Below are 26,924 nucleotides of genomic sequence, written 5' to 3'. Positions count from 1 at the left end.
CGTCCGATACCCTATCTCAATTACCGAGGCCGTCCTGGTCCGCCACCAGTGTAGCCAGCGCTTCGGCGGCGGCATTGCGTGCCGCGCCCAATCGCAACTGTTCGGCAAACGCTGCCTCGTCGTCCGGGTTCGCCTTGAACCGATCGGTTGCCCGGTCGAGCGCGGCTTCCAGTTCGGCGCGTTCCACCACCGCTTCTATGACTGCCCCCAGATCGCGCATTGCACGATCCGGGTCGGCATTGCCGCGGAGGAAGGAAAAGGCAAGACCGTTCGTCCGGATCAGCTCTCCCGATACGGCCTCATGGCCACCTTTACGCAATATGAGGGCAAGCCCGCCGCTTTCAAGCGCTTGCGAATCGAACGCGGCCTCCAGCATCGCATCGCGGATCGCGCCCAGCCGGCGATCGTGGATCGGGAGGGCGGCGAGCGCCTCGGTATGGGCGTGGAGCACCGCGGGGTGGCGCAGGACGCCCGACAGGATCGCGGCGACGACCATCTGCGTTACGCCATCGTTGCCGATCGCGCGGGCGCGGTCGGTGACCGGACGGGGCGGGGGGATGAAGCCGCGGCCGGGCTTCCAGGTGCCGCGGGCGGAGGGAGCACCGCTCCACTGGTTGAACTGGCCCGACGATCGCTGGAACAGGGCGTCGAACCGTTCGCGGAAATCGGCCTGATATTGTTCGCGGACGTCGCGGTCGGCAATCGTGGCGGCGTGATCGGCCAGCCGACGACGCAGGCCGGCGCGGGCCTCCGGCGTGTCGAGCGGTGCGGCCTTCTCCTCCAGCGACCAGAGCCGGGCGGCGAGCGACTCGGCTTTTTCCAGCACGGCATCGAGCGCGGCGCGGCCGCCGTTGGCGAGGAGGTCGTCCGGGTCCTGGCCGGCGGGGAGCGTCGCGAAACGCAGCGTGCGGCCGGGCTGGACCAATGGGAGCGCGCGGATCGCGGCGCGTGCGGCCGCCTTCTGCCCCGCGCTGTCGCCGTCGAAGCAGAGGATCGGCGTGTCGGCCATCTTCCACAACCGTTCGAGCTGGCTTTCGGTCAGCGCGGTGCCGAGCGGGGCGACCGCCTCACCGATGCCGGCGCGGTCGAGGGCGACGACGTCCATATAGCCTTCGACCACCACGACCCGGTCCGCCTTGCGCGCGGCGGCGCCCGCCCGGTCGATGTTGAAGAGCGTGCGACCCTTGTCGAACAGCGGGGTTTCGGGGGAGTTGAGGTACTTGGGCTCGCCGTCGCCCAGGATGCGACCGCCGAACGCGATCGGCCGCCCGCGCTGGTCGCGGATCGGGATGATCAGCCGGCCGCGGAACCGGTCATAGGGATCCTTGTCCTCGACCTGGATCAGCAGCCCGGCCTCGACCAGCATCGGCACGCCATATTCGGCAAGCGCGGTCTTGAGCCGATTGCGCGCGTCGGGCGCGTAGCCGAACCCGAAGGCCTGTGCTTGCGCCGGCGTGACACCGCGCTTGGCCATGTAGGCGCGGGCATGCGCCGCCTCTGGCGTGGCGAGTTGGGCGGTGAACCAGGTGGCGGCGGCGGCGACGGCATCGTGCAGGCCCATCGCGCGCGCCTGGCGCTCCGCGCTGCGTGGGTCGTTGGCGGGCACTTCCATGCCGGCGGTGGCGGCCAGTTCCTTGACCGCATCCATGAAGGGCAGGCCCTGCGCCTCGGTCAGGAACTTGATCGCGTCGCCGTGCGCGGAGCAGCCGAAGCAGTGGTAGAAGCCCTTCTCGTCATTGACGTAGAAGCTCGGCGACTTTTCCTGATGAAAGGGGCAGCAGGCGCGATATTCGCGGCCCGCCTTCTGCAGCTTGACCGTGCGGCCGATCAGCGTGCTGAGCGTGGTGCGGGCGCGCAGTTCGTCCAGCCATTGCGGGGTGAGACTCATGCGGGCACGCCCTTCACCCGGCCAGCCGCGCCTTCACCAGCGCGCTGGCGCGCGCCATGTCCATCTTGCCGGCATGCGCGGCCTTCACCGCGGCCATGACGCGACCCATGTCCTTGACCGACGTCGCGCCGAGTTCGGTCGCGACCGCGTCGATCGCGGCGGTGGCTTCTTCCTCGGTCATCTGGGTCGGCAGGAAGCGTTCGATCACGGCGACCTCGGCCGCTTCGTTGGCGGCGAGTTCCGGGCGGCCACCTTTTTCGAACATGTCGATCGATTCGCGGCGCTGCTTGATCATCTTGCCGAGCACTTCGGTGACCATCAGGTTGTCGTCCGGCATGGTCGTGGCGGTGCGCAGTTCGATGTCGCGGTTCTTGATCGCGGCCTGGATCAGTCGCGTGGCGTCCACCGTGCCCTTGTCACGGGCCTTCATCGCGGCAATCTGCGCCGCTGCGATATCGTCTCGAATCATGGAGCCTCGGCGTTTGTCCGGGAAAGCGGACGGGTTAGCGCAAAGCCGCTAAATTTGATAGACATTGACCCCCCGGCTTGCTGTCCGTAGTGCGACGCCGCCTTACCCGCCGACATCAACAAAGGAGCCCGCCTGTGGCCGAGACCGATCCTGCGCGCCCCGATGGCGCGACCGGCGTGCTCGTTCTTGCCGATGGCAAGACCATCTGGGGCCGCGGCTTCGGCGCCGAGGGCGCTGCCGTGGGCGAAGTATGCTTCAACACCGCCATCACCGGATATCAGGAGGTGATGACCGACCCGTCCTATGCCGGGCAGATCGTGACGTTCACATTCCCGCACATCGGCAATGTCGGTGCGAACATGGAGGATGTCGAAGCGATCAACCCGCACGCGCTCGGCTGCATCGTACGCGAGGACGTGACCGACCCGAGCAATTTCCGCAGCACGCAGCGGTTCGACGCCTGGCTGCGCGGGCAGGGTCGGATCGGCCTATCGGGGATCGACACGCGCGCACTGACCCGCGCGATCCGCATCCACGGCGCGCCCAATGCGGTGATCGCGCATGCCGCCGACGGGGTGTTCGACCTCGACGCGCTGCGAGCGCAGGCGCAGGCCTGGCCGGGGCTGGAGGGGATGGACCTGGCACGCGACGTGTCGTCGACGCAGAGTTATCGCTGGGACGACGGGCTGTGGACGCTGGGCGAGGGCTACGCGACGCACGCGGCGAACCCGGAGGGGCCGCATGTCGTGGCGATCGATTACGGGCTGAAGCGCAACATCCTGCGCAACCTGGTCGCGGCCGGTGCCCGCGTGACGGTGGTGCCGGCGACCGCGACCTATGACGAGGTCATGGCGCATCGGCCGGACGGCGTGTTCCTGTCGAACGGGCCGGGCGATCCGGCGGCGACCGGCATCTATGCGGTGCCGGTGATCCAGGAACTGCTAGCGGTGGGCAAGCCGATCTTCGGCATCTGCCTGGGGCATCAGCTGCTCGGGCTGGCGGTGGGTGCCACGACGTCGAAGATGCATCAGGGGCATCGCGGGGCGAACCACCCGGTGAAGCGCACGTCGGACGGCAAGGTGGAGATCACCAGCATGAACCACGGGTTCGCGGTGGATGCCAACTCGCTGCCTGCGAACGCCGAGGCGACGCATGTGTCGCTGTTCGACGGGTCGCTCGCGGGGCTGAGGCTGACCGACAAACCGGCCTTCTCGGTGCAGTATCATCCGGAGGCGAGCCCCGGCCCGCAGGACAGCCATTACCTGTTCGAACAGTTCGTGGCGCAGCTGAAGTCTGCCGCCTAAGCCATTCCTCCGACTGGAGAAAGACGATGACCGACGAGCAACTGGCCGAGCATTTCGCCGAAGATGATACGCTGCTCGAGCATCTGGCGGGCGATGGCGACCGGCACGAGATCCCGCGCGACGTCGACGTCGGCTTCGTCGGCGATCCGGAGAAGCTTGAGGCGCTGGCCGACGCGCTCGAAGCGCAGGGCTGGGACGCGGACGAGGTGTATGAGGGCGACGACGGCGAGCATGTGCTGGAAGTCGTGCGCGAGCAGGCGATCACGCGCGAGCTGATCCACGCGCTGACCGCCGGGATGCTGGAAATCGCCGAGAAATACGGCGTCACCTATGATGGCTGGGGCTGCCATCTGGAAGCCGGGACGGATCACTGAGCCATGCCGAAGCGCACCGACATATCGAGCATCCTGATCATCGGCGCGGGGCCGATCGTGATCGGGCAGGCGTGCGAGTTCGACTATTCCGGAACTCAGGCGGTCAAGGCATTGAAAGAGGAGGGTTACCGGATCATTCTGGTGAACTCCAACCCCGCCACGATCATGACCGATCCGGACATGGCGGACGCGACCTATGTCGAGCCGATCACGCCCGAGATCGTCGCCAAGATCATCGAGAAGGAGCGGCCCGACGCCGTCCTGCCGACGATGGGCGGGCAGACCGCGCTGAACACGGCGTTAGCGCTGGACCGCGACGGGACGCTGGCGAAATATGGCTGCGTCATGATCGGCGCGGATGCCGAGGCGATCGACAAGGCGGAGGATCGGCTGAAGTTCCGGCAGGCGATGGACAAGATCGGGCTGGAAAGCCCGCGGTCGGACGTGGCCCATACCGTCGACGAGGCGCTGGCGCTGATCGATACGGTCGGGTTGCCGGCGATCATCCGGCCATCCTTCACGATGGGCGGCACGGGTGGCGGCATCGCCTATAATCGCGAGGAGTTCATCGCGATCGTGACCGGCGGGCTCGATGCATCGCCCACCACCGAAGTGCTGATCGAAGAGTCGGTGCTGGGGTGGAAGGAATATGAGATGGAGGTCGTCCGGGACCGGAACGACAACTGCATCATCATCTGCTCGATCGAGAATCTGGACCCGATGGGCGTCCATACGGGGGACTCGATCACGGTCGCCCCCGCGCTGACGCTGACCGACAAGGAATACCAGATCATGCGCAATGCATCGATCGCGGTTTTGCGGGAAATCGGCGTCGAAACAGGCGGTTCCAACGTCCAGTTCGCAGTTGATCCGAAGTCCGGGCGACTGGTGGTGATCGAGATGAACCCGCGCGTGTCGCGGTCGTCCGCGCTGGCGTCGAAGGCGACGGGCTTCCCGATCGCGAAGGTCGCGGCCAAGCTGGCGGTCGGCTACACGCTGGACGAGATCGACAACGATATCACGGGTGCGACCCCCGCGGCGTTCGAACCGACGATCGATTATGTCGTGACCAAGATCCCGCGTTTCGCGTTCGAGAAGTTCAAAGGCGCGGACGATCTGTTGTCGACGGCAATGAAGAGCGTCGGCGAAGTCATGGCAATCGGGCGCAATTTCCAGGAGAGCCTGCAGAAGGCGCTGCGCGGTCTGGAGACCGGGTTGTCCGGGCTCAATTTTGTCGAGCATCTTCGCGGAGCGCGGCGCGACGTGATCGAAGCGGCGCTGTCGCGGCCGACGCCGGACCGGCTGCTGGTTGCGGCGCAGGCGATGCGCGAGGGGTTCACGGTCGACGATGTGTGCCGCATCGCGCGCTACGATCCGTGGTTCATGGAGCAGATGGCGGCGATCATTCGCGCGGAGGAACAGGTTTCGCGCGACGGGTTGCCGAACGACGCGGCCGGCATGCGCCGGCTGAAGGCGATGGGCTTTTCCGACAAGCGGCTGGCGTTCCTGGCGCTGCAATCGGCCAATCTGCGCGGCATGGACCGGGCGCAGGCGCGCGGATCGGGGCTGATCCACGACGTGATGAAGGCGATGACCGGCGGCGTGACCGAGCAGGAGGTGCGTGCGCTTCGCCACAAGCTGGGCGTGCGGCCGGTGTTCAAGCGGATCGACACCTGCGCGGCCGAGTTCGAGGCCAAGACGCCGTATATGTACTCGACCTACGAAGCGCCGACGTTCGACGAGGCGGAGAACGAGGCGCAGCCTTCGGACAAGCGCAAGATCGTCATCCTGGGCGGCGGTCCGAACCGGATCGGGCAGGGGATCGAGTTCGACTATTGCTGCTGCCACGCATGCTTCGCGCTCGGGTCCGAGGCCCAGGGCGGCGCCGGGTACGAGACGATCATGATCAACTGCAACCCGGAGACGGTGTCGACCGATTACGACACGTCGGACCGGTTGTATTTCGAGCCGCTGACCGCGGAGGACGTGCTGGAGATCCTGCATGTCGAGCAGTCGAACGGAACGCTGGTCGGCGTGATCGTGCAGTTCGGCGGGCAGACGCCGCTGAAACTGGCGGCGGAACTGGCCGCGGCGGGGATTCCGATCCTGGGGACCAGCCCGGATGCGATCGATCTGGCCGAGGACCGCGAGCGGTTCGCCGACCTGATCTCCTCGCTTAAGCTGTTGCAGCCGGCGAACGGCATCGCGCGCAGCCTGGAGGAGGCGATCGCGGTGGCGGAGCGGATCGGCTATCCGGTGCTGATGCGGCCAAGCTATGTCCTGGGCGGGCGCGCGATGGAGATCGTCGACGGGCCGGCGCAGCTGGAGACCTATATCGCGACCGCGGTGCAGGTGTCGGGCGAGTCCCCCGTGCTGATCGACCAGTATCTGCGCGATGCGATCGAGGTCGATGTCGACGCGCTGTGCGACGGGACCGACGTGGTGGTCGCCGGCGTGATGCAGCATATCGAGGAGGCCGGCGTCCATTCGGGCGACAGCGCTTGTTCGCTGCCGCCGTACAGCCTGTCCGACGAGACGATCGCGGAGATCGAGCGGCAGACGGTCGTTCTGGCGCACGCGCTGAAGGTCCGCGGGCTGATGAACATCCAGTTCGCGGTCAAGGACGGCGCGGTTTATCTGATCGAGGTCAATCCGCGCGCCAGCCGGACGGTGCCGTTTGTCGCGAAGGCGATCGGCGTGCCGGTGGCGAAAATCGCAGCGCGCGTGATGGCGGGCGAGATGCTGGCCGACCTGCAACCGATCGACCGGCGCATCGCGCATGTTGCGGTGAAGGAGGCGGTGTTCCCGTTCAACCGGTTCCCCGGCGTCGATCCGGTCCTGTCGCCGGAGATGAAGAGCACCGGCGAAGTCATGGGAATCGACCGCGATTTCCCGACCGCCTTCGCCAAGGCGCAGCTTGGAGCGGGCGTCGTCCTGCCGCTGACGGGGACGGTCTTCGTGTCGGTCAAGGAGGGCGACAAGCCGGTGATCCTGGATGCGGCGCGCGACTTGGTCTCGCTCGGCTTCCGCCTGGTCGCGACCGACGGGACGGCGGCGTATCTGAAGGCGCACGACGTGCCGGTGGAGGTCGTCAATAAAGTGGCGCAGGGGCGGCCGCACATCGTCGACCGGATCATCGACGGCGGCATCGCTCTGGTGTTCAACACCACCGAAGGCTGGCAGTCGTTGCAGGACAGCGCGTCGATCCGGCGGGCGGCGCTGAAGCACCGCGTTCCGTACTTCACGACCGCGGCGGCGAGCGTCGCCACGGTGCGGGCGATCGCCGCGTTGCGCGACCGCAACCTTGAAGTGCGGCCGTTGCAGGCATATTATCCGGGATTGAACGTCTGATCACCCCCAACGCGGACAGGTGAGGGCGTCGTCCACGCGGGACGGCGCCGGTAAAGACGATGGTACGAAAGGGTTTGGTTCATGGCGACCGTCGACAAGATGCCGATGCTGGCGGAAGGGCAGAAGATGCTCAGCGACCAGCTCGCGCTTCTGAAAGCCGAACGGCCGGGCGTGATCGATTCGATCGAGGAAGCGCGTGCGCACGGCGATCTGTCCGAAAACGCCGAGTATCACGCCGCCAAGGAGCGGCAGGGCCAGATCGAAGCGATGATCGGCGACATCGAGGACAAGCTGTCCCGTGCGCAGGTGATCGATCCGAAGACGTTGTCGGGCGACAAGGTGGTGTTCGGCGCGACCGTCCACCTAATCGACGAGGACGAGAAGCCGGTGACGTATCAGCTGGTCGGCCAGACCGAGGCGGATGCGAAGCTCGGGCGCATCTCGTATAATTCGCCGTTGGGGCGTGCGCTGATCGGGCGGACGATCGACGACGAGATCGAGGTTACCGTCCCGTCGGGCGATCGTTATTATGTCGTGTCGAAGATCGAGTTCATCTGATCTCGACCGACCGTAACAAGGGCTGATCGGTATGCGGTTGCCGCCTGCACGCGCGACCGCGATCCTGGTCGGAGTGACTGTCGTCGCGTGGGCGGTCGGCTCGCTCGGGCCGTGGCGTGATGTCATTCCCGTGAGTGCGGGGTTCATCCCGGCGCGGGTCGGAGGTTTGGCGCTGAGCGGTGCGGTACCGGTGTGGCTGACGCCGCTCAGCGCGACGCTGGTGCATGCGGGCATCTTCCACCTCGCCTTCAACATGCTGATGCTCGGGTTCTGCGGGCGGTACCTCGAGCCGTCGATCGGATGGCCGGGGATTGCGATCCTGTACGTTACCGGCGCTTATGCAGCAGCGGGCGCGCAATATGCCGTTGATCCGTCAGGGATGGCGCCGATGATCGGTGCGAGCGGCGCGGTGTCGGCGTTGTTCGCCGCCTATGCGCTCCTTTACGGCGAGCGGCGCGGGCGGTTCCGCGAGGGGCGGCTGGGCGCCGCGCTGCAGGTTCTGTGGCTCGCGGCGGCCTGGATCGGGCTGCAGCTGCTTGTCGGGCTGACGACGGTGTCCGGCGGTCGGATCGCGGCGGCGGCGCATGTCGGCGGGTTCCTGCTGGGACTGCTGCTGGCGAAGCCGCTGTTGCGGCTGCACTGGCGCAAGGCCTGACGCCCGGGGTGGGTTAGTCGATCCCGCGCCATTCGAGCGGGCTGGGGAGAGCCTTCGCACTGTAATCGACTTGCAGGACCCGCCGCCGCGTCACGGATTTTGCGCGGTCGGACGCGTGCAGGATGGGCGTCGCGTAGATCCAGACGTCGCCTGCCTTGGCGGTGCAGTCATGCAGCGGATGTCGAGCGACCACACCGGGAATGACCGGCTCGGGCAATAGGCCGAGCCGGTGCGTACCAGCGGCAATGCGGAGCGGGGCGTTGTCCGGCGAGACGTCGTCGAGGTGGACCCGAAGGGTGACCATGGCTGACAGGTAAGCGAAGGGCGGGGCCACGTGCTGGAGGCCTTGCTTGATCGTCCACGGGCCGAACCCCGGCATGTCGTGACGCTCTTTCACGACGATCGTTCGATCCTGATGCCAGCCGAGCGCCCAGTTTGTGGCGGCGCTCTTGTCGAACAGGATGGCGCGGACCGGGAGACAGGCTGCGTCGAGTGCTCGGGCGGCAAGACGGCCGATGCGTCCGGACGGCATCAGCATTGTGGCAAGGGCGGTGTGGCCTGTTAGGCGGACACCCGCGCGTCCGGTGGGTAGCCAGGAGAGTTCGGCCAAAAGGTTGGGAACAACGTCGGCGACTGCGCCGGAATGAAGCGAAGCGCCGTCGCGTTTTAGCGTGAGGTCGCTCAGCTCAGTCATAAGCGACCTCGGCGAACTCAGCCGACCTCGCGAGGAGGCTGGCCGGCGGTTCCGGCGGGTTCGAGCATCCGCTGGAGCGGGACGACCACATATTTCATCTCGGCATCGTCGACCGTGCGCTGCGCGGCGGCGCGCCATGCGTCCTCGGCGGCCTTGTAGTTCGGGAAGACGCCGACGAAGTCGATCGCGGGCAGCTCGACGAAGTCGAGAGTGCGGGGATCGGAGACGCGACCGCCGAAAACGAGATGGAGACTGCTCATACAAAAATGTCCGATGCCGTAGGGTTCGGGGTTGCGGACCGACTAACTGCGATCCGCACCCCTTACAACCCCCAAGCCGGCGCTCAGCCCGCGCGGGACTGCATCAGCTTGACCAGGCCGTCGAAGCCCTGGCGCTGGATCACCGAGTTGAAGTCGTTCGCCTGGGTGATGCCGAGGTTGATCCCGGCGACGGTCAGGTTGCTGACCTTCCAGCTGCCGCTCGTGCGATCGACGGTCCAGGTTGCGTTGATCGGGCTCGCGCCGGGCTGGATGACCTGCGTCATGACCTGTGCCGTGTTGCCGGCCGGAGCAACGCGGATGACCTTGACGTCGGCGCGGGCGTACTGCTGAAGACGATCGGCGTAGGTGTTGATCAGGAAGCTCGGGAAAGCCGCCTTGTAGGCTGCGCGCTGCTGCGGCGTGATGCGGGCGATGTGCGCGCGGATCAGGCGGTCGCCGATCTGGTCGATGTTGAAATGCTGCGCCAGCAGCGTGCGGAACTGCGCACGCGCGGCGGTGCGGTTACCGGTGCGGAGCGCGCCGAGGCCGGCGTCGGACAGGGTATCGACGAACCGGGCGGGATCGCTGTTGTCGATCCGGACCTGCGCGGTGGCGGGAAGCAGGGGCACGACCGCGCCGGCGGACATGATGGCTGCGGCGAAAGCGGTGCGAATGGATGCACGCATGAAAAGAACTCCTGTAAACACGACTACGGCGTCCCCGCCATGGGAACGCCGTAGTCTCTGATCAGTGAACCGCCGTTGAACCTGTCGGTTCCGCGGCGACCCGCGGTCAGACGTCGGTGCGGGTGCGGACGGCATCCTTGGCGGCTGCGCCGGCCGAGGTTGCAGCCTGGCTGGCGGTATCGACCAGCTGATCGACCTTCGCGCGGGCGGCTTCCTTGTTGATGCCGAGTTCGTCGAGCTTGTCCTGCCCGGCCGACTTGGCGGCGACGAAGGCCGAGCGTGCAGCGTCGGCGGCTTTGGCCGCGACCGGGCCGAGCAGTTCGGTTTCACGCTCCGTACGCGGGAGCAGGGCACCCAGGATCGCACCGAGTGCGATGCCGCCGGCGAGGACGGCGAGCGGTGCGGAGTCGAAGCCGGTCGCGGCAGTCTCGCGTGCCGTCGACGCCTTGTCGCGCGCCGCGTCGTAGGCATCGGCGGCCTTGTCGCGGATCACGGCGGCGGTGTCGGCGGCCTTTACCTTCGCTGCGTGCGCGGCGTCGCTCACCTTGTCGGCGGCAGCGGTGGCGGTTTCGCTCACTGCATGACCCGCGGACGCGGCGGCGTCGCTCACCTTGTGAGCGGCAGCGGCCAGACGGCCTTCGGCATGGTCGTCGTTGACTGGGGTGATCATGAGCGTGTCTCCAGATGAGGAATCGGGCCGGTCAGACGCGGCGGATTCGTTGGAATGGGTTTGGGGGGCGGGGACCGCAGCGCGCGGCGGATGAGCGACGGGCCAGCGAGCAAGGCAATGGCAGCGCCGGCAGCGGCGGCGACAACGCCCGGGCGCTTCTGTGCATAGGCGAACGCGGCTTCACCGGCCTCGGTCGCCTTGTCGACGGCCAGGGCAAGACTTTCGGTGCCGCGTTCCACGGTAACATCCCAGGCATCGGCACCGCGATCGACCGTATCGGCCCAAACGTTATGCGCCAACGTCGACGGTTGAAGCCGGGTCTTCAGTTCCGCCACCGTACCGTCGAGACGCATGCGAGCAGCAGCCGCGCGCGCCTTTGCGGCGATGACTTCGGGGGAGCCGCTCATGACGCGTCACCCACCGGAGTGGCTGCACCGGTCGAGAAGCGGGAGATGGCGTATTTCACCATCAAGCCCGCAACCGCGAACGCGATAACCGCCGCGAGCAATTGCCCCGCCCAGATCGGCATCAGCAAAGCCAGCACAGAACCGAGCGCGATGAACAGGACGGTCAGTCCGGCCTGCACGACGAAGATAGCCGCGATCCCGACGACGACGGCCATCTTGGTCGCAGCGATCTTTGCGCTCGCCGTGGCCCGGACCACGTCGAGTTCGGCGCGGACATAGGTCCGGCCGTCATCGACCAGCCGATGCACAAGGCCGGCGACCGTTTCGTCGTCTGAATCGTGGCGCTGCGTCATGCCGAAGGACGCGTTCCGGCCAGCGAGCTACCCGTCGACACGGGCGCGACCGGAGTGACGCCGCCCGTCGTCGGGGTGTGCGGTTCCGGGTCGAGGCCAACCTTCGCGACGCGAGCGATCAGAAAACCGATCGCGGCAGCCGCACCGATCGCGATGCCGGGGCTGCGACGGACGAGGTCGCGCGTGTCGTCAAGAAGTTCGTCGACGTCCTTGTCGCGGATCGCGTCGGACAGCGTCGTGACGCTGGCGCCGGCCTGACGGATATAGTCGCCGAACTGTCCGCCCAGCTTCTCGTCGAGCGTATCGGCGGCGTCGTCGATCATGCGCTGGACGTTGTCGAGTCCCTCGACCGCGCGGTCCTTGCCCATGATGGCGTAGGAACGCGCCTTGTCGGCGGCCTGGCTGCGCAGCTCGGTGGTCTTCTCGGTCACGGTTGCCTTGGCCTCTTCCAGCGTATCGCGCGCGGTGGCGGCCGGTGCCGGGGTGGGCTTGTTGTCGAAGCCAGGTGCGGTGGAGCTAAGGCCGCCGGTGGAGGACAGGTCGTTGCCGACCGAGCTTCCGCCGATGATGCTGTCGGTGCCCTCGGGGAGGCGGGTGTCGCCGATAGCCATGTTCTTCTCCGATCGATTGTTGCGGTATCGAGACGACAACCGACATGGTGCCGCCCCGTTCCATTCGTCGCATCGCTTATTTGCCAGCGGCGGAGCGGCCCGGTAGGAGGCGCAGCAACCCGTCTGTCCACCCGCGAAAGGCCACTTCCATGACCGCAATCGTCGATGTCCACGCCCGCATGATCGTCGACAGCCGGGGCAACCCGACCGTCGAGGTGGACGTAACGCTGGAAGACGGCAGCTTCGGTCGGGCCGCGGTGCCGTCCGGTGCATCGACCGGCGCGCACGAGGCGGTCGAACTGCGCGACGGAGACAAGACGCGCTGGCTGGGCAAGGGCGTCGACAAGGCGATCGACGCGGTGAACGGCGAGCTGGCCGACGCGATCATCGGGATCGACGCGGAGGACCAGGCCGCGATCGACACGACGATGATCGAGCTGGACGGTACGCCCAACAAGGGCCGGATCGGCGCGAACGCGATCCTGGGTGCGAGTCTCGCGACCGCGAAGGCGGCGGCGGAAGCACGCGGTTTGCCGCTGTACCGCTATGTCGGTGGCGTGTCGGCGCATGTCCTGCCGGTGCCGATGATGAACATCATCAACGGCGGGATGCATGCCGACAATCCGATCGATTTCCAGGAATTCATGATCGTGCCGGTGGGTGCGGAGAACATGGTCGAGGCGGTGCGGTGCGGTGCCGAGATCTTCCACACGTTGAAGAAGGGTCTTCACGACAAGGGCCTGTCGACCTCGGTCGGCGACGAGGGCGGGTTCGCGCCCAACATCGGCAGCCCGGTCGAGGCACTCGATTTCATCATGCAGTCGATCGAGAAGGCCGGGTATCGCCCGGGTGACGACGTGATGCTGGCGCTGGATTGCGCCGCGACCGAGTTCTTCCGCGACGGGGCCTATCATCTCGACGGCGAGGGCCGCGTGCTGTCGCCGGCCGAAATGGCGGATTATCTGGCGGACCTGGCGGCGCGTTATCCGATCTTCTCGATCGAGGACGGAATGGGCGAGGATGATTTCGAGGGCTGGAAGCTGCTGACCGACAAGATCGGGCACACGACGCAGCTGGTCGGCGACGATCTGTTCGTCACCAATCCGGAGCGGCTGGGGCAGGGGATCCGCGACGGGCTTGCCAATTCGCTGCTGGTGAAGGTCAATCAGATCGGGACGTTGACCGAGACGTTGCAGGCGGTGTCGATGGCGCAGCGCGCGGGCTATACCGCGGTGATGTCGCACCGGTCGGGCGAGACCGAGGACTCGACGATCGCCGATCTGTCGGTCGCGACGAATTGCGGGCAGATCAAGACGGGCTCGCTCGCGCGGTCGGACCGGTTGGCGAAGTACAACCAGCTGATCCGGATCGAGGAAGAGCTGGGCATCGTGGCGGAATATGCCGGCCGGTCGATCCTGCGACGGACCGCCTGACGCAACCGAGCGGGGGATAGGCGATGAGCAGGCGTAGACGATGAGCAGGCCGGGCGGGGCACCGCGGCGTTCGACGATCGGGCTCGTGCTGGCGGCGGCGGCGCCGGCGGCGGTCGTGCTGATCATCGTCTATTTCGTGCTGGCGGCGGTGATCGGCCAGAACGGACTGCTGGCCTGGGGCGACTACAAGACCGAGCGGGTGGCGCGTGAGGCGGAGTTGGCGAAGGTCGAGGCGGAGCGGGCACGACTGCAGCACCGGTCCGACCTTCTTGACCCGCGCAAGGGCGTGGACCCGGACCTTGCCGACGAACTCGTCCGGTCGCGAACCGATCAGGTTCGTGAGGATGAGGTGATCCTGCAGAACCGGTAAAAGGTGGCCGGGGACGTTGCGGAACGCCCGGTGGTGGCCTAGACCGCGGCCACGACGTTTCAAACGACAGGAGCCGGACGCTTGGCAAAGGCAGTGCAGCCCCGCGGTGAAGAGGCCGAGGCCCCTCCCGCGACACCGAACCGTGAACGCCCGCAGCAGCCGGTGCGGTTCGAGGCCACGAAAGAACAACTGCTCGAATTCTACCGCCAGATGGTGCTCATCCGCCGGTTCGAGGAAAAGGCCGGCCAGTTGTACGGTCTCGGCCTGATCGGTGGCTTCTGCCATCTGTATATCGGCCAGGAAGCCGTGGCGGTCGGGCTGCAGTCCGCGCTGGAAGTCGGCAAGGACTCGGTCATCACCGGGTACCGCGACCATGGTCACATGCTCGCCTACGGGATCGATCCGAAGATAATCATGGCCGAACTGACCGGCCGCGCTGCGGGGATCTCCAAGGGCAAAGGCGGGTCGATGCACATGTTCTCCGTGGAACATAAGTTCTACGGCGGGCACGGCATCGTCGGCGCGCAGGTTTCGCTGGGGGCCGGGCTGGGCTTCGGCCACAAGTACAAGGGCGACGGCGGACTGTGCCTCGCCTATTTCGGCGATGGTGCGGCCAACCAGGGCCAGGTGTACGAAGCGTTCAACATGGCCGAGCTGTGGAAGCTGCCGGTCATTTTCGTCATCGAGAACAACCAATATGCGATGGGCACGAGCGTGAACCGCGCATCGGCCGAGGACCAGCTGTACCTGCGCGGCGAAAGCTTCCGCATTCCGGGCATCCAGGTCGACGGCATGGACGTGCTGGCGGTGCGTGGTGCTGCCGAGACCGCGATCGAATGGACGCGGTCCGGCAAGGGTCCGATCCTGCTCGAACTCAAGACCTATCGCTATCGCGGTCACTCGATGTCCGATCCGGCCAAGTACCGGTCGCGCGACGAGGTGCAGTCGATGCGGGACAAGTCCGACCCGATCGACGCCGTGAAGCGCGAGCTGGAGGCGATCGGCGTGACCGAGGACGAGATGAAGGCGATCGACAAGGACATCAAGACGATCGTGGCGAACGCCGCGGACTTCGCTGAACAGTCGCCCGAGCCGGACCTGTCCGAACTTCATACCGACGTGCTGGTGGAAACCTACTGATGGCGATCGAACTCAAGATGCCCGCGCTTTCCCCCACGATGGAGGAAGGCACGCTTGCCAAATGGCTGGTCAAGGAAGGCGACACCGTCGCGTCCGGTGACATCATGGCCGAAATCGAAACCGACAAGGCGACGATGGAATTCGAGGCGGTGGACGAAGGCGTCATCGCCAAGATCCTGGTCGCCGAGGGCACCGACGCGGTGAAGGTCGGTACGGTGATCGCGATCATCGCCGAAGAGGGTGAGGACGCGGCGACCGTATCCGCCTCCGGTGGGGCCGCTGCGCCCGCCGCCGAGCAGGCCACGCCGGACCAGTCTCCGTCGGTTGACGAGACTCCGGCCGATACCGGTCGTGCGCCGAGCCCCGAAACGGGTGCGCCCGAAAGCGCCGAAAGCGGGACGCACGCGCTGGTCGCGTCTGCTGAGAAGATCAAGATCGCCGATCCGGAGGTTCCGGCAGGGACCGAGATGGTCAAGACGACCGTCCGCGAGGCATTGCGCGACGCGATGGCCGAGGAAATGCGCGCCGACGACCGCATCTTCGTGATGGGCGAGGAAGTCGCGCAGTATCAGGGCGCGTACAAGGTGACGCAGGGCCTGCTCGACGAGTTCGGCGACAAGCGCGTCATCGACACGCCGATCACCGAATACGGCTTTGCCGGCGTCGGGACGGGCGCGGCGATGGGTGGTCTGAAGCCGATCATCGAATTCATGACGTTCAATTTCGCCATGCAGGCGATCGACCACATCATCAACTCGGCGGCCAAGACCAACTACATGTCGGGCGGCCAGATGCGGTGCCCGATCGTGTTCCGCGGTCCCAATGGTGCGGCGGCGCGCGTCGGTGCGCAGCATTCGCAGAACTACGCGCCGTGGTATGCCAGCGTCCCCGGCCTGATCGTGATCGCGCCGTACAGCGCGGCGGATGCCAAGGGTCTGCTCAAGGCGGCGATCCGGTCGCAGGACCCGGTCGTGTTCCTCGAGAACGAGCTGCTGTACGGGCAGAGCTTCGACGTGCCGGCGCTGGACGACTACGTCCTGCCGATCGGCAAGGCGCGGATCGTGCGCGAGGGCAGCGACGTGACGATCGTGACCTATTCGATCGGTGTCGCGGTCGCGACGGACGCGGCGGGCAAGCTGGCCGCCGAGGGCATCGAGGCGGAGGTCATCGATCTGCGCACGCTCCGCCCGCTCGACAAGCAGACCGTGCTGGCGAGCCTGGCCAAGACCAACCGGATCGTCTGCGTCGAGGAAGGCTGGCCGACCTGTTCGATCAGTGCCGAGATTGCTGCGATCGCGATGGAGGAAGGGTTCGACGACCTCGACGCGCCGGTCCTGCGCGTGACCAATGTCGACGTGCCGATGCCCTATGCCGCGAACCTGGAAAAGGCCGCGCTGCTCAAGGCGGACGATGTGGTGAAGGCGGTTAAGACGGTCTGCTACCGCTGAGTGGTCCGGGCGGGGTAAAGACCCCGCCCGCTGACGCGCCCGAGCCGAAGTCAGGCGGCGTATTTGTCGCAGGTGCTGGCCGTCGTGTCGTTGCTCAAGCCGGTGCCGGAGAGATCGCGCCGATCGCGCACCAGGAACGCAGCGGTATAATGAAGCTGTTTGCCTGACAGAATATTGTTCAGGAAGAGCGGCCGGTAGTCGTAGGTCAGTTCGACGAACATGACCGCGCTGTCCAGCGGCGCCTTGATCTTGACGCCTTTCGCAGGACCCATGCCGTTCGTGACGACGGCGCCCTGTACGCCGAATGTGGAATTGTAGCGGGCGGTCCCGACGCAACGTTGCCAGTGAATATACTGAGCCAGGGACGAATTCTGTTCCAGCGATGACAGCACGATCCGACCGCGGGTCGTCAGCGCGTAGGATGAACCCTGCAGCCGCGCCGCCTGGAACGCATCGTTGACATCGGACTCCCGCAATCTGGTCAGCGCCAACTGACTGGCTTCCCCGGCACGTGAGATGTTGTCGGCGAGATTGAGCGCGATCTGGCTCATCCGCATGTTGATCAGCGCGTAGTTCGCGATCTCGATGCCGAGTGTACCGAGGGTCAGCACGATCGGCAGAGACAAGGCGAATTCGAGCAGGGCGAGACCGCGCGTATCCGCAGCGATCGACCGCAGTCGGCGGCGCCTCATTTGCATTTCACCACCGTCGGGATGACCTGATCGTCATAGGGCTGGTTGCGGAGGACGGTCGACGCCGTCACCTGGACGCGCTGACTGAGCCCCAGCAGCACGCTCGACGGCATCAGGCGATCGTACTTCACCGTCATGGAATATAGCACGACGTCGTTGGCGCCACCCTGACCGGTGCGCCCGAGGTCGGCGTCCCACCTCTGGTTGCCGTTCACGTCCTCGAAGCACTCACCCAGATCGTAGCGGCCATTGGCGGGTTTGTTGTCGCTGTAGCTCTCTTCCTTCTGGACGTCCTTGAACGCGGCATAGGCCATTCTTTTGGGTACGAACGTGGCGCGGGAGACGACGTTGCGCACGCGGGACTCGACGAATGCATCGATCGCCGCGCCGCTCTTCGCGTTGGTTTCCAGTGTGGAGTTACGCCCTGCCTGTTCCATCGCGCCTTCCAACTGAGCCTTGACGTACACGTCGTAGCCAAGATCGAGCAGGCCGAAGAGCAGGATGATCAGGACCGGCGCCACGATGGCGAATTCGATGATCGTTGCGCCACGGTGATCGACGAACAGGGTTGCGATCGTACGCGGCTTCGTCACTTGCTCAACCTGAGCGCAGCGATTCTGGTAGCGATGTCGGCCAGTCGCGTCTTCAGGACGGCGTCAGTCGGCGCCGAAATCGCATGACTTGCGTCGGTGGCGCATTCCTTCAGTTCGTCCGTCATCGTCTGGGCGTAGGCGACGACCCAGATCGTGATCTGTTTGTCCTTGATGGAATTGCAGACGTTGAGGAAACGGGCATTGTGACGGGCCTTCATCGAGGTATCGTCATTCCCCGATGTGCCCATGACCCGCCGGTCGAGTTTTTCCATCCCATATGCGCTGTATGTTCCAGCACCTGGTTGCATGTCGCCATCAGTGATGAAAACGATGTTACGATTAATTTCCTGCCCGTTGGGGCTGGCGTTATCAGCCTTGAACAGGCCGTCTGGCGAGAGAAGGCGACCGCCCCAGATCATGCCTATGTCATGATAAGTGCCGCCATGCGGAACGAAGCCTTTAGCCGCGCTGGTATAGTCCGTAATGTCGGCCTTCTTCATTTCCTTGAGCTTCTGCGCCGCTTTAGGACACGAGGCGTTACCCACCCCGAGCGAGGGTTGCGGGTACTCGGTACTCGATGGTGGATTTAGAACGAACTCTCCGGCCAGAGTCTTCCGACCGTGAATCAAGTCAGGAAGATAAGGATGCCAACGGTTTGCGTCTTCGTCGGGCACAAGATCTATATTCAAATCCGGGTTCTTCGTCATAGAGAAGCTGCTGCTCGGACTGGTCATCGCTTCTTCAATGCACTTGCCCCAGACGAGTTTTGGATAGGCAAGGTCGCTATAGTTGACCGTCCCGGTGCCCGTGAGCTTGGAAAGGTCATACGCCACTTGTTCGTAGCGCCAGTTGTCGAACTCGGGTGTGTCAGCCGCGTAGTTCGGGCGATACGTGATCGTCGTCACGTTGCAAAACCCGATGGTGCCCTCGACCGTCACGGCTTGCGCGCGGCCATTGCTGTCGTAACCCGTACGCGGCGTTCGTGCCTGCTCGAAGTTACGACAGTTGAATGAGAACCGACTGACCGGGCCGCTTCGACCGTACCATTCCGGGACGTACCGCGATTGGTAGTTCCAGTTTTTCGTTATGTAAGCCGCGGGGATCAAGTCGCCCACGTTGACGGTTGTCGAATACGGAACGAACCCAAACCGTAAACGAGTATTCTGTCCCGCCGAACTAGCCAATGCATCATAGAACAGGCCGACCGCCGTGCGGAGAGCGGCAATACGGGATCCCGATTTCTCGGGTACCAGCCAGTAGCTTCCACTTTTCCGATAACCGACGGAACCTACGTGGCTTAAGCATGCACTAGTGCTATCACTTGCCGTACAGGCCATCGAGCCAGTGACATCGAGGACGAACATGACGTCGGTGTTCGCGATATCGAGGCGGGACTCGCAGTTGACGGCCAGGTTGATCACTGGTTTCTTGAAGATCAGGCTCATCAGCGTCATCGGGACGCGGGCGGTCGCGGTGCCAACGACGGCACCAGCGGCTCCGTCCGTCGGAATGAATGTCCGGACCACATCCCGAAACATGTCCGAGGGAAAATTGAAGTTGAAGAAATTGTTCGCCTGGGCCTTGTCCGCGCTTGAGAGGACGATCCCGGTCATTGATCGGCGACCGGCCAGCACGCCTGCATCGCAGGCCTGTTGCAGGCGCGATTGGACGAGGTAGGTGCGGGCGAGATCCATGCCCGACCCGACCACGGCGGCGAGCGGAATCATTGCGGCCGCCATGATCGCCAGCGTATTGCCGCTGGCATCCCGTTGCAGTCGGCGGAGTAACCCGCCCGCCGCACGGTTCGTGCGCGTTTCCCGCTGCCTCGCCACTGTCGTTACCTGCTTCTCGTGCCTATGCCGTACCTGGCGGCGTTTCGATGCGACCATGGCAGCGGGAGTGTACGATCTGGCTAACCGACAGGGTTAACGGCGTGTTTGCCATTGGGGATGGGAAGGGTCATGGGCGCCTTATGAACGACGCAGATTCGCCGCCGACCGAGATTCCTGAGGATCCCGAACGAGCGCTTGTGCTTGCCTATCTTGCCCCCCCGGTAAGGCAGGCGGTGGGCGCGTTGTGGCGGGTCGATGCCCGGCTGGGGACGGTGGTGTCGACCACGAGCGAGCCATCGATCGGGATGCTCCGGATGGCATGGTGGCGCGACGCGCTGGGCAGGCTGGACGATGCGTCGCCGCCGGCCGAACCGTTACTGCGGCATGTCGCGGACGTGCTGCTGCCGCATGTGCGCGGTGAACGGATCGCGGCGCTGCCGGAAGCGTGGGGCGGCGTGCTGGCCGACGAGGGGGACGATTTGGCGGGGTGGCGCGAACGCGGTGCCGAACTGTTCAGCCTGGTAGCAGAGGTGCTGGGTGGCGATGCGGCGTTGGCGCGGCGGATCGGGGCGGGCTGGGGCCTGGTCGATCTGGCGCGTGGAACGCGGGACATGGAGGTCCGGAAGGCGGCGCTGCGACTGGCGGGTGGGACGTTCGACGGCTGGGACGGACGGGTTCCTACGTCCCTGCGTGTGCTCGGGATGCTTGGGATGCTGGCGCGGATCGACGCCGCGGGGGGCGGAGCGGAGTTTGCCCGCCGCGGGTCGCCGGCACGGATCGGCCGGTTGCTGCGATATCGGTTGGTCGGACGCTAGGGCTTGGCGCTGACAAGCCGTTCGGTTAGCCTTTCGTCAAAGGGGATGAACATGGGGCGGTTCCTGATGGGGGCGGCGGCAGCGATGCTGCTGATGACGGGCGTGCTATTCTGGTGGAAGGGGGCCGGGCGGGCGGCGGATGTGATCCCGCCTGCGCCGGTCGCGATGACGCGTGGGGCGGCGGGCGAGGATGCGCCGATCGGCGAGCCGCCGGCCGCGAGCGCCAAGACGCGCGAGGAGAAGCGCTTCGGCCGGTACGACAAGGACAAGGATGGCGGGATTGCGCGGGCCGAATATCTGGTCAGCCGGCAGAAGGCGTTCGCAAAGCTGGACGCGAATAAGGACGGCCGGCTGTCGTTCGAGGAATATTCGGTGAAGGCGCTGGCTAAGTTCGCGGGCGCGGATGCGGACCGGACGGGCGTGCTGACGCCGGTGGAGTTCGCGACGACGCGGGTGGTGCGGAAGACGGCTTCGCGGACGAAGTGTCCGCCGGTGGCCGCGCCGGCGGAGCGGGATGAGGAGAGCTAGTCTCCAAGTGCCGTTTGGTTCGAGCCTGTCGAGAACGCTGTGCAGAGTTCTCGACAGGCTCGAACCAAACGGGTTGGCGTAGTTTGGGTGGGCGCGATGTGTTTAGGCGGCGATCCAGCTTTCAAGGGCGGCGCGGGCGCGGGCGGCCATGAGGGGTTTGCGGTCGACCTTTTTCGCGACGCCTTCGAGTGGCGGAAACAGGCCGAAATTGACGTTCATCGGCTGGTAGGTGTCCGCCTTCGCCCCGCCGGTAATGTGGCCGAGCAGCGCGCCGAGTGCGGTGGTCGGCGGCGGAGGCGGTGCTTCGGTCCCGGCCAGTTCGGCCGCGGCGAAACGTCCGGCGAGGAGGCCGACCGCGGCCGATTCGATATAGCCTTCGCAGCCGGTGATCTGGCCGGCGAAGCGGATGTTCGGGGCGTTCTTCAGTCGCAGCGTGCCGTCGAGCAGCTTGGGTGCCTGCAGGAAGGTGTTGCGGTGCAGGCCGCCAAGCCGCGCGAATTCGGCGTTGGCGAGGCCTGGGATGGTGCGGAACAGCCGGACCTGTTCGGCATGCTTCAGCTTGGTCTGGAAGCCGACAATGTTCCACAGCGTGCCGAGCGCGTTGTCCTGGCGCAGTTGGACGACGGCGTGTGGCCAGCGGCCGGTGCGCGGATCGTCGAGCCCGACCGGCTTCATCGGGCCGTAGCGCAGCGTGTCGAACCCGCGTTCGGCCATGACCTCGATCGGCATGCAGCCGTCGAAATAGGGGGTGTTCTTCTCCCATTCCTTGAATTCGCCCTTCTCACCGGCGATCAGCCCGGCGTGGAAGGCGGCATATTCCTCGCGGTTCATGGGACAGTTGATGTAGTCCTTGCCGTCGCCCTTGTTCCAGCGCGACTGGAACCAGCAGGTGTCCATGTCGATGCTGTCGAAATGGACGATCGGCGCGATCGCATCGAAGAAGGCGAGCGCGTCTTCGCCTGTCGCCTGGCCGATCGCGGCCGCCAGCGGTGCCGCGGTGAGCGGGCCGGTGGCGATGATCGCAGGACCCTCCGGAAGCGTGTCGACGCGTTCGCGGACGAGATCGATCAGCGGATGCGCGTCGATCGCGGCGGTGACGCCGGCGGCGAAGGCGTCGCGATCGACCGCGAGTGCCGAGCCGGCGGGGACGCGGTGGATGTCGGCCTGCGCCATGATGAGCGAGCCGAGCGTGCGCAGTTCGGCGTGGAGGACGCCGACCGCGTTGCGTTCGGGATCGTCGGACCGGAAGCTGTTGGAGCAGACGAGTTCGGCGAGATCGTCGGTGTGGTGTGCAGGCGTGCCTTCGACGCCGCGCATTTCGGACAGGCGGACGCGGATGCCGGCCTGGGCCAGTTGCCAGGCGGCTTCGGAACCGGCGAGGCCGCCGCCGATGATGTGGATCTGATGGGACATGGACCGGCTCTAGGCGTTGCGGCGCGGTTGGTGAAGTCCCCGGTTTCCTTGCGGCCACCACGGCAGTATCCCGGCGGCATGACAATCTACAAGATCATGACGGCGGATGCCGCCGATGCGTTTCGCCGGGCCGGCAGTTTTGCGGGGGCGGAGATCGATCTGGCGGACGGCTACATCCATTTTTCCACGGCGACGCAGGCGGCCGACACGCTGGCGCGGCATTTCGCGGGGCGCGACGGGCTGGTGCTGGTGTCGGTGGACGAGGATGCGTTGCCGACGCCGCTCGCGTGGGAGCCGGCGCGGGGCGGGCAGCTGTTTCCGCATCTCTATGCGGCGTTGCCGTGGTCTGCGGTGGTTGGGGTCGATCCGCTGCCGGTCGGCGCGGACGGGGTGCATCAGTTGCCAGGGGTTGTTTCCGGGGCGGTGTCCGGGACGGTCGTGTAGCAGCGATTGTCGACGCGGAGCTTTTCGAGGTCGCAGACGCGTGTGTCGGGGAAGGTGCAGACCTTCCACGGGGTGCCGTCCTTGGCCTTGCGCGTTGCGGGGGTGCCGCCGAGGTTCTGGCATTGGCCGACCGGGGTGACGATGACCGATTTGGGGTCGTCGGGTTTGAAGGGGTCGCAGGCGGCTAGGAGCATGAGGGCTGCGACTGGGGCTACGTAGCGGATGGTTCGTCGGTTGTTTCCGGGCGTAGGCTGGGGCCTGGGTGGAACGGTTGTGTCTAGGCCCCGGCCTCCGCCGGGGAACGGTTCGGGGGTGGAGTGTGGGTTCGCGCTTCGAGCTGGGCCCCCGCCTGCGCGGGGATACGCTGGGTGTGTCATGCGTCTTCGCCGTCCGGGGTTTCCGATGGGGCCTCGTCGACTACGGGGGTGCCCGTGGTCAGGTCGGCTTCCACGCCGGGCGTGACTTCCGCATCGCCTTCGCTTTCCTCGATGCGGGCGGCGGCGACGACGTGTTCGCCGGTGGAAACGTCGAACAGCTTCACGCCGGCCGAGTTGCGGCCGATGACGCGGGTGTCGCCGACGGTCATGCGGATCAGCTTCGCCTGGTCGGTCACCAGCATCAGCTGTTCGCCGGAATGGGCGGGGAAGCTGGCGACGACCGGGCCGTTGCGGCCGAGGTTATCGATGTTGGTGATGCCCTGACCGCCGCGGTTGGTGCGGCGATATTCATAGGCAGAACTGCGCTTGCCGTAGCCGTTGGCGCAAACGGTGAGGATGAACTCCTCCGCCTCCGTGAACTCGGTCATGCGCGCGGCGTCGAGCGTCGGTTCGCTGCCGTTTTCCTTCCACGGCGCGGCGCGCAGATAGGCGTCGCGTTCCTCGGTCGTGGCGTGGAAGCCCTGGAGGATCGACAGCGAGATGACCTCGTCGCCGTCCTTGAGCGCGATGCCGCGGACGCCGGTGGAGGTGCGGCTCTGGAATTCGCGGACGTCGGTGCCGGCGAAGCGGATCGCGCGGCCGGCGCGGGTGGCGAGCAGGACGTCATCGTCGGCGGACAGCAGTGCGACGCCGATCAGGTGATCGGTCGCATCCTCGTCGAACCGCATCGCGAACTTGCCGTTGGTCGGCACGTTGGCGAACGCGTCCATCGCGTTGCGCCGCACGCCGCCATGCGCGGTGGCGAACACGACGTGGAGCTTCGCCCACTCGGCCTCGTCCTCCGGCAGCGGCAGGACGGTGGTGATCGTCTCGCCCGTCGCAAGTGGGAGAAGGTTGATCATCGGTCGGCCGCGCGCTTGGGGTGCGCCCTCCGGCAGGCGCCAGACCTTCTTGCGGTAAACCTTGCCGTGGCTGGAGAAGAACAGCACCGGCGTGTGGGTGGAGGTGACGAACAGCCGGGTGACGGCGTCCTCGTCCTTCGTCGCCATGCCGGAGCGGCCCTTGCCGCCGCGCGCCTGGGTGCGGAACGCGTCGAGCGGGGTGCGCTTGATGTAGCCGCCAAGCGTGACGGTGACGACCATGTCCTCCCGCTCGATCAGGTCCTCGTCGTCGATGTCGTCGCCGGCGGGGGCGATCAGCGTCTTGCGCGGCGTGGCGAAGGCGGTGCTGATCTGGTCGAGCTCGGTTTCGAGGACCTCGTACAGCTTGGCCCGGTCGCCCAGGATCGCGAGCAGTTCGCCGATCGAGTCCGCGAGCTTCTGAAGCTCGTCGCCGATCTCGTCGCGGCCGAGCGCGGTGAGGCGGTGGAGGCGCAGGTCGAGGATAGCGCGAACCTGGATGTCGGACAGCTGGTAGCTGTCGCCCTCGATCTCGGCCTCGACCGCCTCGACCAGCCGGATGTAGCTGGCGATTTCGGCGATCGGCCATTCGCGCTGGCTGAGCTTGACGCGCGCCTCCGCGGGGCTGGACGACCCGCGGATGATGCGGACGACCTCGTCCAGGTTGGTGACGGCGACGACGAGCCCGAGCAAGATGTGCGCGCGTTCGCGGGCCTTCAGCAGCTCGTACTTCGAACGGCGAGTGATGACCTCCTCGCGGAACTTCACGAACGCTTCGATGATGTCGCGCAGGTTGAGCAGTTCGGGCCGGCCGCCGCGGATCGCGAGCATGTTGGCCGGGAAGGACGATTGCGCAGGGGTGTGGCGCCAGAGCTGGTTGAGCACGACGTCGGGCGTCGCGTCGCGCTTCAGCTCGATGACGATCCGGACACCTTCGCGGTTCGATTCGTCGCGAATGTCGCTGACGCCTTCGATCCGCTTTTCCTTCGCCGCATCGGCGATCGCTTCGACCAGGCGGTTCTTGCCGACCTGGTAGGGGATGGCGGTGAGGATGATCGCGCGCTTTTCGCCGCGGCCTTCCTCGACCGCCCAGGCGGACCGCATGATGATCGACCCGCGGCCGGTGGTGTAGGCGTTGCGCGCGCCGCCCGTGCCGAGGATCGTGGCGCCGGTCGGGAAATCCGGGCCGGGGACGATCTCGTGGAGCTGTTCGGAGGTGATGCTGCCGTCGGCGATATACGCTTTGCAAGCGGCGATGACCTCGCCCAGGTTATGCGGCGGGATGTTGGTCGCCATGCCGACCGCGATGCCGCCCGCGCCGTTGACGAGTAGGTTCGGGAAGCGCGCGGGGAGCACGGTCGGTTCGTCGCGCGAGCCGTCATAGTTCGGCTGGAAATCGACCGTGTCCTTCTCGATATCCTCGAGCAGGGTCATCGCGACCTTGGCCAGCCGCGCCTCGGTGTAGCGCATCGAGGCGGGCGGATCGGGATCCATCGAGCCGAAATTGCCCTGACCGTCGATCAGCGGCACGCGCATCGACCAGTCCTGCGCCAGTCGGGCGAGCGCGTCGTAGATCGAACTGTCGCCGTGCGGATGGTAGTTGCCCATCACGTCGCCGACGATCTTGGCGGATTTGCGGTAGGGCTTGCCGGGGACGAAGCCGCCTTCCTGGCAGGCGTAGAGGACGCGGCGGTGGACGGGCTTCAGTCCGTCGCGGACATCGGGCAACGCACGGCTGACGATCACCGACATCGCGTAGTCGAGATAGCTCGACTTCATTTCATCGACGATGGAGACCGGGGAAATGTCGCTGTTCTGCGTGATCGGCGGCGTGCTGGCCAAGTGTGTTTCCGTGGGTTGTTATCAGGGAGATCGGGTACGTCCCGACGATCCTCGAGCCTAGACGAAACGCATCCGTAACGCCACCCCGCAAGGGGGCGCGAACGAGGGAAAAGCTGGTCTTAAGCCCGTATCACGGGGCGATCGTCTGGCCGTCCCAGGCGAGCATGTTGCCGCTGTCCGCCGGGGTCAGTCCGGCGATCACGCGAAGCAGGTTTGCGGCGGCGGTTTCGGGTGGCGTCAACTGCCCTTCGGCCAGGTTGCGGCGGAACGGCAGGCTAAGTTCGGTCGCGACGGTGCCGGGGTGGAGGCCGACGCAGATCGCCTCCGGCGCGCGGCGCGTCGTCTCGATCGCGATGTTGCGGACGAGCATGGCGAGCGCGGCCTTGGCCATGCGGTAGCCGGTCCAGCCGCCGAGCCGGTTGTCGCCGATGCTGCCGACGCGTGCGCCGAGCACCGCGAACACCGAGCGGCCGTCGCGGGGGAGGAGGGGCAAGAAATGCTTGGCGACGAGCGCGGGGCCGACCGCGTTGAGCGCATAGCTGCGCAGCAGGCGGTCGCCGTCGAGATCGCGGATCGATCGTTCGGGCATGAGGCCGGGTTCGTGGAGCATGCCGGTGGCCACAATTACCAGCCGGGGGGCTGGACCCTCCGCGATGCGCGCGGCGGCGTCGGCGATGAGGGCCTCGTCGAGGATGTCGATGCGATGCTCGCCCTTGCGCGACAGGGCGTCGACGGTCGCGCCCTGCTCGGTGAGGGCGGCGGCGAGGGCAGCGCCGATCCCGCCGGTGGCACCGATGACGATCGCGCGCTGGGTCATG

General features: G+C 66.1%; 27 protein-coding genes. 12 read left to right on the top strand and 15 right to left on the bottom strand.

Annotated features, from left to right (window positions below):
* Positions 1-16: 16 nt before the first annotated feature.
* Together dnaG and ACFSGX_RS10240 are read right to left on the bottom strand one after the other, a co-directional pair.
* Positions 17-1,888, bottom strand: coding sequence for a DNA primase (dnaG, locus tag ACFSGX_RS10245; protein WP_380929604.1), 1,872 nt, complete (start codon positions 1,886-1,888; stop codon positions 17-19).
* Between the two features lie 13 nt (positions 1,889-1,901).
* The gene (locus ACFSGX_RS10240; protein WP_157175562.1) at positions 1,902-2,357 is read right to left on the bottom strand and encodes a GatB/YqeY domain-containing protein; all 456 of its coding nucleotides are present in this window, start codon (positions 2,355-2,357) and stop codon (positions 1,902-1,904) included.
* 134 nt (positions 2,358-2,491) lie between these two features.
* Between ACFSGX_RS10240 and carA the strand changes: the two genes are divergently transcribed.
* From carA to ACFSGX_RS10215, 5 genes are all read left to right on the top strand, one after another.
* On the top strand, positions 2,492-3,661 hold the full coding sequence (carA, locus tag ACFSGX_RS10235; RefSeq protein ID WP_380929603.1) for a glutamine-hydrolyzing carbamoyl-phosphate synthase small subunit: 1,170 nt from the start codon (positions 2,492-2,494) through the stop codon (positions 3,659-3,661).
* 26 nt (positions 3,662-3,687) lie between these two features.
* The gene (locus ACFSGX_RS10230; RefSeq protein WP_380929601.1) at positions 3,688-4,035 is read left to right on the top strand and encodes a ribonuclease E inhibitor RraB; all 348 of its coding nucleotides are present in this window, start codon (positions 3,688-3,690) and stop codon (positions 4,033-4,035) included.
* Positions 4,036-4,038: 3 nt separating this feature from the next.
* The gene (gene carB, locus ACFSGX_RS10225; protein ID WP_380929599.1) at positions 4,039-7,386 is read left to right on the top strand and encodes a carbamoyl-phosphate synthase large subunit; all 3,348 of its coding nucleotides are present in this window, start codon (positions 4,039-4,041) and stop codon (positions 7,384-7,386) included.
* Between the two features lie 81 nt (positions 7,387-7,467).
* A complete protein-coding gene (greA, locus tag ACFSGX_RS10220; RefSeq protein WP_157175566.1) occupies positions 7,468-7,944 on the top strand; it encodes a transcription elongation factor GreA in 477 nt (158 codons plus the stop codon).
* Positions 7,945-7,975: 31 nt separating this feature from the next.
* Complete coding sequence (locus tag ACFSGX_RS10215; RefSeq protein WP_380929597.1) at positions 7,976-8,599, top strand: rhomboid family intramembrane serine protease; 624 nt, start codon at positions 7,976-7,978, stop codon at positions 8,597-8,599.
* Between the two features lie 13 nt (positions 8,600-8,612).
* On the opposite strand, the gene ACFSGX_RS10210 is transcribed toward ACFSGX_RS10215, so the two are convergent.
* The 7 genes from ACFSGX_RS10210 to ACFSGX_RS10180 form a co-directional block, all read right to left on the bottom strand.
* Positions 8,613-9,293, bottom strand: coding sequence for a phytanoyl-CoA dioxygenase family protein (locus tag ACFSGX_RS10210; RefSeq protein WP_380929595.1), 681 nt, complete (start codon positions 9,291-9,293; stop codon positions 8,613-8,615).
* Between the two features lie 17 nt (positions 9,294-9,310).
* Positions 9,311-9,553 carry a DUF4170 domain-containing protein gene (locus ACFSGX_RS10205; RefSeq protein ID WP_380929593.1) on the bottom strand — a complete coding sequence of 81 codons (243 nt, stop codon included), beginning with the start codon at positions 9,551-9,553 and terminating at the stop codon, positions 9,311-9,313.
* Between the two features lie 83 nt (positions 9,554-9,636).
* Positions 9,637-10,239 carry an MlaC/ttg2D family ABC transporter substrate-binding protein gene (locus tag ACFSGX_RS10200; protein WP_380929592.1) on the bottom strand — a complete coding sequence of 201 codons (603 nt, stop codon included), beginning with the start codon at positions 10,237-10,239 and terminating at the stop codon, positions 9,637-9,639.
* 106 nt (positions 10,240-10,345) lie between these two features.
* Positions 10,346-10,909 (bottom strand): hypothetical protein, encoded by a 564-nt coding sequence (locus ACFSGX_RS10195; RefSeq protein ID WP_380929591.1) that lies wholly within the window; start codon positions 10,907-10,909, stop codon positions 10,346-10,348.
* Positions 10,906-11,316, bottom strand: coding sequence for a hypothetical protein (locus tag ACFSGX_RS10190; protein WP_380929589.1), 411 nt, complete (start codon positions 11,314-11,316; stop codon positions 10,906-10,908). Before ACFSGX_RS10190 ends, ACFSGX_RS10195 begins: the two co-directional genes overlap by 4 nt.
* Complete coding sequence (locus tag ACFSGX_RS10185; protein WP_380929588.1) at positions 11,313-11,669, bottom strand: phage holin family protein; 357 nt, start codon at positions 11,667-11,669, stop codon at positions 11,313-11,315. The genes ACFSGX_RS10190 and ACFSGX_RS10185 overlap by 4 nt, the downstream gene beginning before the upstream one ends.
* Positions 11,666-12,280, bottom strand: a complete 615-nt coding sequence (locus ACFSGX_RS10180; RefSeq protein ID WP_380929586.1) for an antitoxin — start codon at positions 12,278-12,280, stop codon at positions 11,666-11,668. Before ACFSGX_RS10180 ends, ACFSGX_RS10185 begins: the two co-directional genes overlap by 4 nt.
* 149 nt (positions 12,281-12,429) lie before the next feature.
* Between ACFSGX_RS10180 and eno the strand changes: the two genes are divergently transcribed.
* From eno to ACFSGX_RS10160, 4 genes are all read left to right on the top strand, one after another.
* On the top strand, positions 12,430-13,713 hold the full coding sequence (gene eno, locus ACFSGX_RS10175) for a phosphopyruvate hydratase (RefSeq protein ID WP_380929584.1): 1,284 nt from the start codon (positions 12,430-12,432) through the stop codon (positions 13,711-13,713).
* Between the two features lie 40 nt (positions 13,714-13,753).
* A complete protein-coding gene (locus tag ACFSGX_RS10170) occupies positions 13,754-14,083 on the top strand; it encodes an FtsB family cell division protein (protein WP_157175575.1) in 330 nt (109 codons plus the stop codon).
* Between the two features lie 81 nt (positions 14,084-14,164).
* Positions 14,165-15,223, top strand: a complete 1,059-nt coding sequence (gene pdhA / locus ACFSGX_RS10165) for a pyruvate dehydrogenase (acetyl-transferring) E1 component subunit alpha (RefSeq protein ID WP_157175576.1) — start codon at positions 14,165-14,167, stop codon at positions 15,221-15,223.
* On the top strand, positions 15,223-16,671 hold the full coding sequence (locus ACFSGX_RS10160) for a pyruvate dehydrogenase complex E1 component subunit beta (RefSeq protein WP_380929582.1): 1,449 nt from the start codon (positions 15,223-15,225) through the stop codon (positions 16,669-16,671). The genes pdhA and ACFSGX_RS10160 overlap by 1 nt, the downstream gene beginning before the upstream one ends.
* 50 nt (positions 16,672-16,721) lie before the next feature.
* On the opposite strand, the gene ACFSGX_RS10155 is transcribed toward ACFSGX_RS10160, so the two are convergent.
* The 3 genes from ACFSGX_RS10155 to ACFSGX_RS10145 are packed head-to-tail and all read right to left on the bottom strand — an operon-like array spanning position 16,722 to position 19,845.
* Positions 16,722-17,363 (bottom strand): TadE/TadG family type IV pilus assembly protein, encoded by a 642-nt coding sequence (locus ACFSGX_RS10155; protein WP_380929580.1) that lies wholly within the window; start codon positions 17,361-17,363, stop codon positions 16,722-16,724.
* Positions 17,360-17,956, bottom strand: coding sequence for a TadE family protein (locus ACFSGX_RS10150; RefSeq protein ID WP_380929578.1), 597 nt, complete (start codon positions 17,954-17,956; stop codon positions 17,360-17,362). The genes ACFSGX_RS10155 and ACFSGX_RS10150 overlap by 4 nt, the downstream gene beginning before the upstream one ends.
* Positions 17,953-19,845 (bottom strand): TadE/TadG family type IV pilus assembly protein, encoded by a 1,893-nt coding sequence (locus tag ACFSGX_RS10145; protein ID WP_380929576.1) that lies wholly within the window; start codon positions 19,843-19,845, stop codon positions 17,953-17,955. Before ACFSGX_RS10145 ends, ACFSGX_RS10150 begins: the two co-directional genes overlap by 4 nt.
* Positions 19,846-19,928: 83 nt before the next feature.
* Here ACFSGX_RS10145 and ACFSGX_RS10140 point away from each other — a divergent pair, with 83 nt between their 5' ends.
* Together ACFSGX_RS10140 and ACFSGX_RS10135 are read left to right on the top strand one after the other, a co-directional pair.
* The gene (locus ACFSGX_RS10140; protein ID WP_380929574.1) at positions 19,929-20,603 is read left to right on the top strand and encodes a squalene/phytoene synthase family protein; all 675 of its coding nucleotides are present in this window, start codon (positions 19,929-19,931) and stop codon (positions 20,601-20,603) included.
* Positions 20,604-20,654: 51 nt separating this feature from the next.
* A complete protein-coding gene (locus ACFSGX_RS10135) occupies positions 20,655-21,131 on the top strand; it encodes an EF-hand domain-containing protein (RefSeq protein WP_380929572.1) in 477 nt (158 codons plus the stop codon).
* A gap of 102 nt (positions 21,132-21,233) precedes the next feature.
* On the opposite strand, the gene trmFO is transcribed toward ACFSGX_RS10135, so the two are convergent.
* Complete coding sequence (trmFO, locus tag ACFSGX_RS10130) at positions 21,234-22,544, bottom strand: methylenetetrahydrofolate--tRNA-(uracil(54)-C(5))-methyltransferase (FADH(2)-oxidizing) TrmFO (protein ID WP_380929570.1); 1,311 nt, start codon at positions 22,542-22,544, stop codon at positions 21,234-21,236.
* A gap of 78 nt (positions 22,545-22,622) precedes the next feature.
* On the opposite strand from trmFO, the gene ACFSGX_RS10125 reads away from it, so the two are divergent.
* Positions 22,623-22,988: a DUF952 domain-containing protein gene (locus ACFSGX_RS10125; RefSeq protein WP_380929569.1), complete on the top strand. Its 366-nt coding sequence runs from the start codon at positions 22,623-22,625 to the stop codon at positions 22,986-22,988.
* A gap of 373 nt (positions 22,989-23,361) precedes the next feature.
* On the opposite strand, the gene gyrA is transcribed toward ACFSGX_RS10125, so the two are convergent.
* Together gyrA and ACFSGX_RS10115 are read right to left on the bottom strand one after the other, a co-directional pair.
* The gene (gene gyrA / locus ACFSGX_RS10120; RefSeq protein WP_380929567.1) at positions 23,362-26,106 is read right to left on the bottom strand and encodes a DNA gyrase subunit A; all 2,745 of its coding nucleotides are present in this window, start codon (positions 26,104-26,106) and stop codon (positions 23,362-23,364) included.
* A 130-nt stretch (positions 26,107-26,236) separates the two neighbouring features.
* Positions 26,237-26,923 (bottom strand): SDR family oxidoreductase, encoded by a 687-nt coding sequence (locus ACFSGX_RS10115; protein WP_380929565.1) that lies wholly within the window; start codon positions 26,921-26,923, stop codon positions 26,237-26,239.
* Position 26,924: the final 1 nt, after the last annotated feature.

This window comes from Sphingomonas arantia, assembly GCF_042682045.1.
Taxonomy (GTDB): Bacteria; Pseudomonadota; Alphaproteobacteria; order Sphingomonadales; family Sphingomonadaceae; genus Sphingomonas_R; species Sphingomonas_R arantia.
The sequence above is the reverse complement of the archived record's forward strand: the minus strand, read 5'-3'. Positions and strand labels throughout refer to the sequence as shown.

Excerpts from the sequence above, each read along its gene's own strand:
- dnaG (WP_380929604.1), bottom strand. The coding sequence starts at position 1,888 with ATGAGTCTCACCCCGCAATGGCTGGACGAACTGCGCGCCCGCACCACG.
- ACFSGX_RS10240 (WP_157175562.1), bottom strand. The coding sequence starts at position 2,357 with ATGATTCGAGACGATATCGCAGCGGCGCAGATTGCCGCGATGAAGGCC.
- ACFSGX_RS10230 (WP_380929601.1), top strand. The coding sequence starts at position 3,688 with ATGACCGACGAGCAACTGGCCGAGCATTTCGCCGAAGATGATACGCTG.
- carB (WP_380929599.1), top strand. The coding sequence starts at position 4,039 with ATGCCGAAGCGCACCGACATATCGAGCATCCTGATCATCGGCGCGGGG.
- greA (WP_157175566.1), top strand. The coding sequence starts at position 7,468 with ATGGCGACCGTCGACAAGATGCCGATGCTGGCGGAAGGGCAGAAGATG.
- ACFSGX_RS10215 (WP_380929597.1), top strand. The coding sequence starts at position 7,976 with ATGCGGTTGCCGCCTGCACGCGCGACCGCGATCCTGGTCGGAGTGACT.
- ACFSGX_RS10210 (WP_380929595.1), bottom strand. The coding sequence starts at position 9,293 with ATGACTGAGCTGAGCGACCTCACGCTAAAACGCGACGGCGCTTCGCTT.
- ACFSGX_RS10205 (WP_380929593.1), bottom strand. The coding sequence starts at position 9,553 with ATGAGCAGTCTCCATCTCGTTTTCGGCGGTCGCGTCTCCGATCCCCGC.
- ACFSGX_RS10200 (WP_380929592.1), bottom strand. The coding sequence starts at position 10,239 with ATGCGTGCATCCATTCGCACCGCTTTCGCCGCAGCCATCATGTCCGCC.
- ACFSGX_RS10195 (WP_380929591.1), bottom strand. The coding sequence starts at position 10,909 with ATGATCACCCCAGTCAACGACGACCATGCCGAAGGCCGTCTGGCCGCT.
- ACFSGX_RS10190 (WP_380929589.1), bottom strand. The coding sequence starts at position 11,316 with ATGAGCGGCTCCCCCGAAGTCATCGCCGCAAAGGCGCGCGCGGCTGCT.
- ACFSGX_RS10185 (WP_380929588.1), bottom strand. The coding sequence starts at position 11,669 with ATGACGCAGCGCCACGATTCAGACGACGAAACGGTCGCCGGCCTTGTG.
- ACFSGX_RS10180 (WP_380929586.1), bottom strand. The coding sequence starts at position 12,280 with ATGGCTATCGGCGACACCCGCCTCCCCGAGGGCACCGACAGCATCATC.
- eno (WP_380929584.1), top strand. The coding sequence starts at position 12,430 with ATGACCGCAATCGTCGATGTCCACGCCCGCATGATCGTCGACAGCCGG.
- ACFSGX_RS10170 (WP_157175575.1), top strand. The coding sequence starts at position 13,754 with ATGAGCAGGCCGGGCGGGGCACCGCGGCGTTCGACGATCGGGCTCGTG.
- ACFSGX_RS10160 (WP_380929582.1), top strand. The coding sequence starts at position 15,223 with ATGGCGATCGAACTCAAGATGCCCGCGCTTTCCCCCACGATGGAGGAA.
- ACFSGX_RS10155 (WP_380929580.1), bottom strand. The coding sequence starts at position 17,363 with ATGAGGCGCCGCCGACTGCGGTCGATCGCTGCGGATACGCGCGGTCTC.
- ACFSGX_RS10145 (WP_380929576.1), bottom strand. The coding sequence starts at position 19,845 with ATGGTCGCATCGAAACGCCGCCAGGTACGGCATAGGCACGAGAAGCAG.
- ACFSGX_RS10140 (WP_380929574.1), top strand. The coding sequence starts at position 19,929 with ATGAACGACGCAGATTCGCCGCCGACCGAGATTCCTGAGGATCCCGAA.
- ACFSGX_RS10135 (WP_380929572.1), top strand. The coding sequence starts at position 20,655 with ATGGGGCGGTTCCTGATGGGGGCGGCGGCAGCGATGCTGCTGATGACG.
- trmFO (WP_380929570.1), bottom strand. The coding sequence starts at position 22,544 with ATGTCCCATCAGATCCACATCATCGGCGGCGGCCTCGCCGGTTCCGAA.
- ACFSGX_RS10125 (WP_380929569.1), top strand. The coding sequence starts at position 22,623 with ATGACAATCTACAAGATCATGACGGCGGATGCCGCCGATGCGTTTCGC.
- ACFSGX_RS10115 (WP_380929565.1), bottom strand. The coding sequence starts at position 26,923 with ATGACCCAGCGCGCGATCGTCATCGGTGCCACCGGCGGGATCGGCGCT.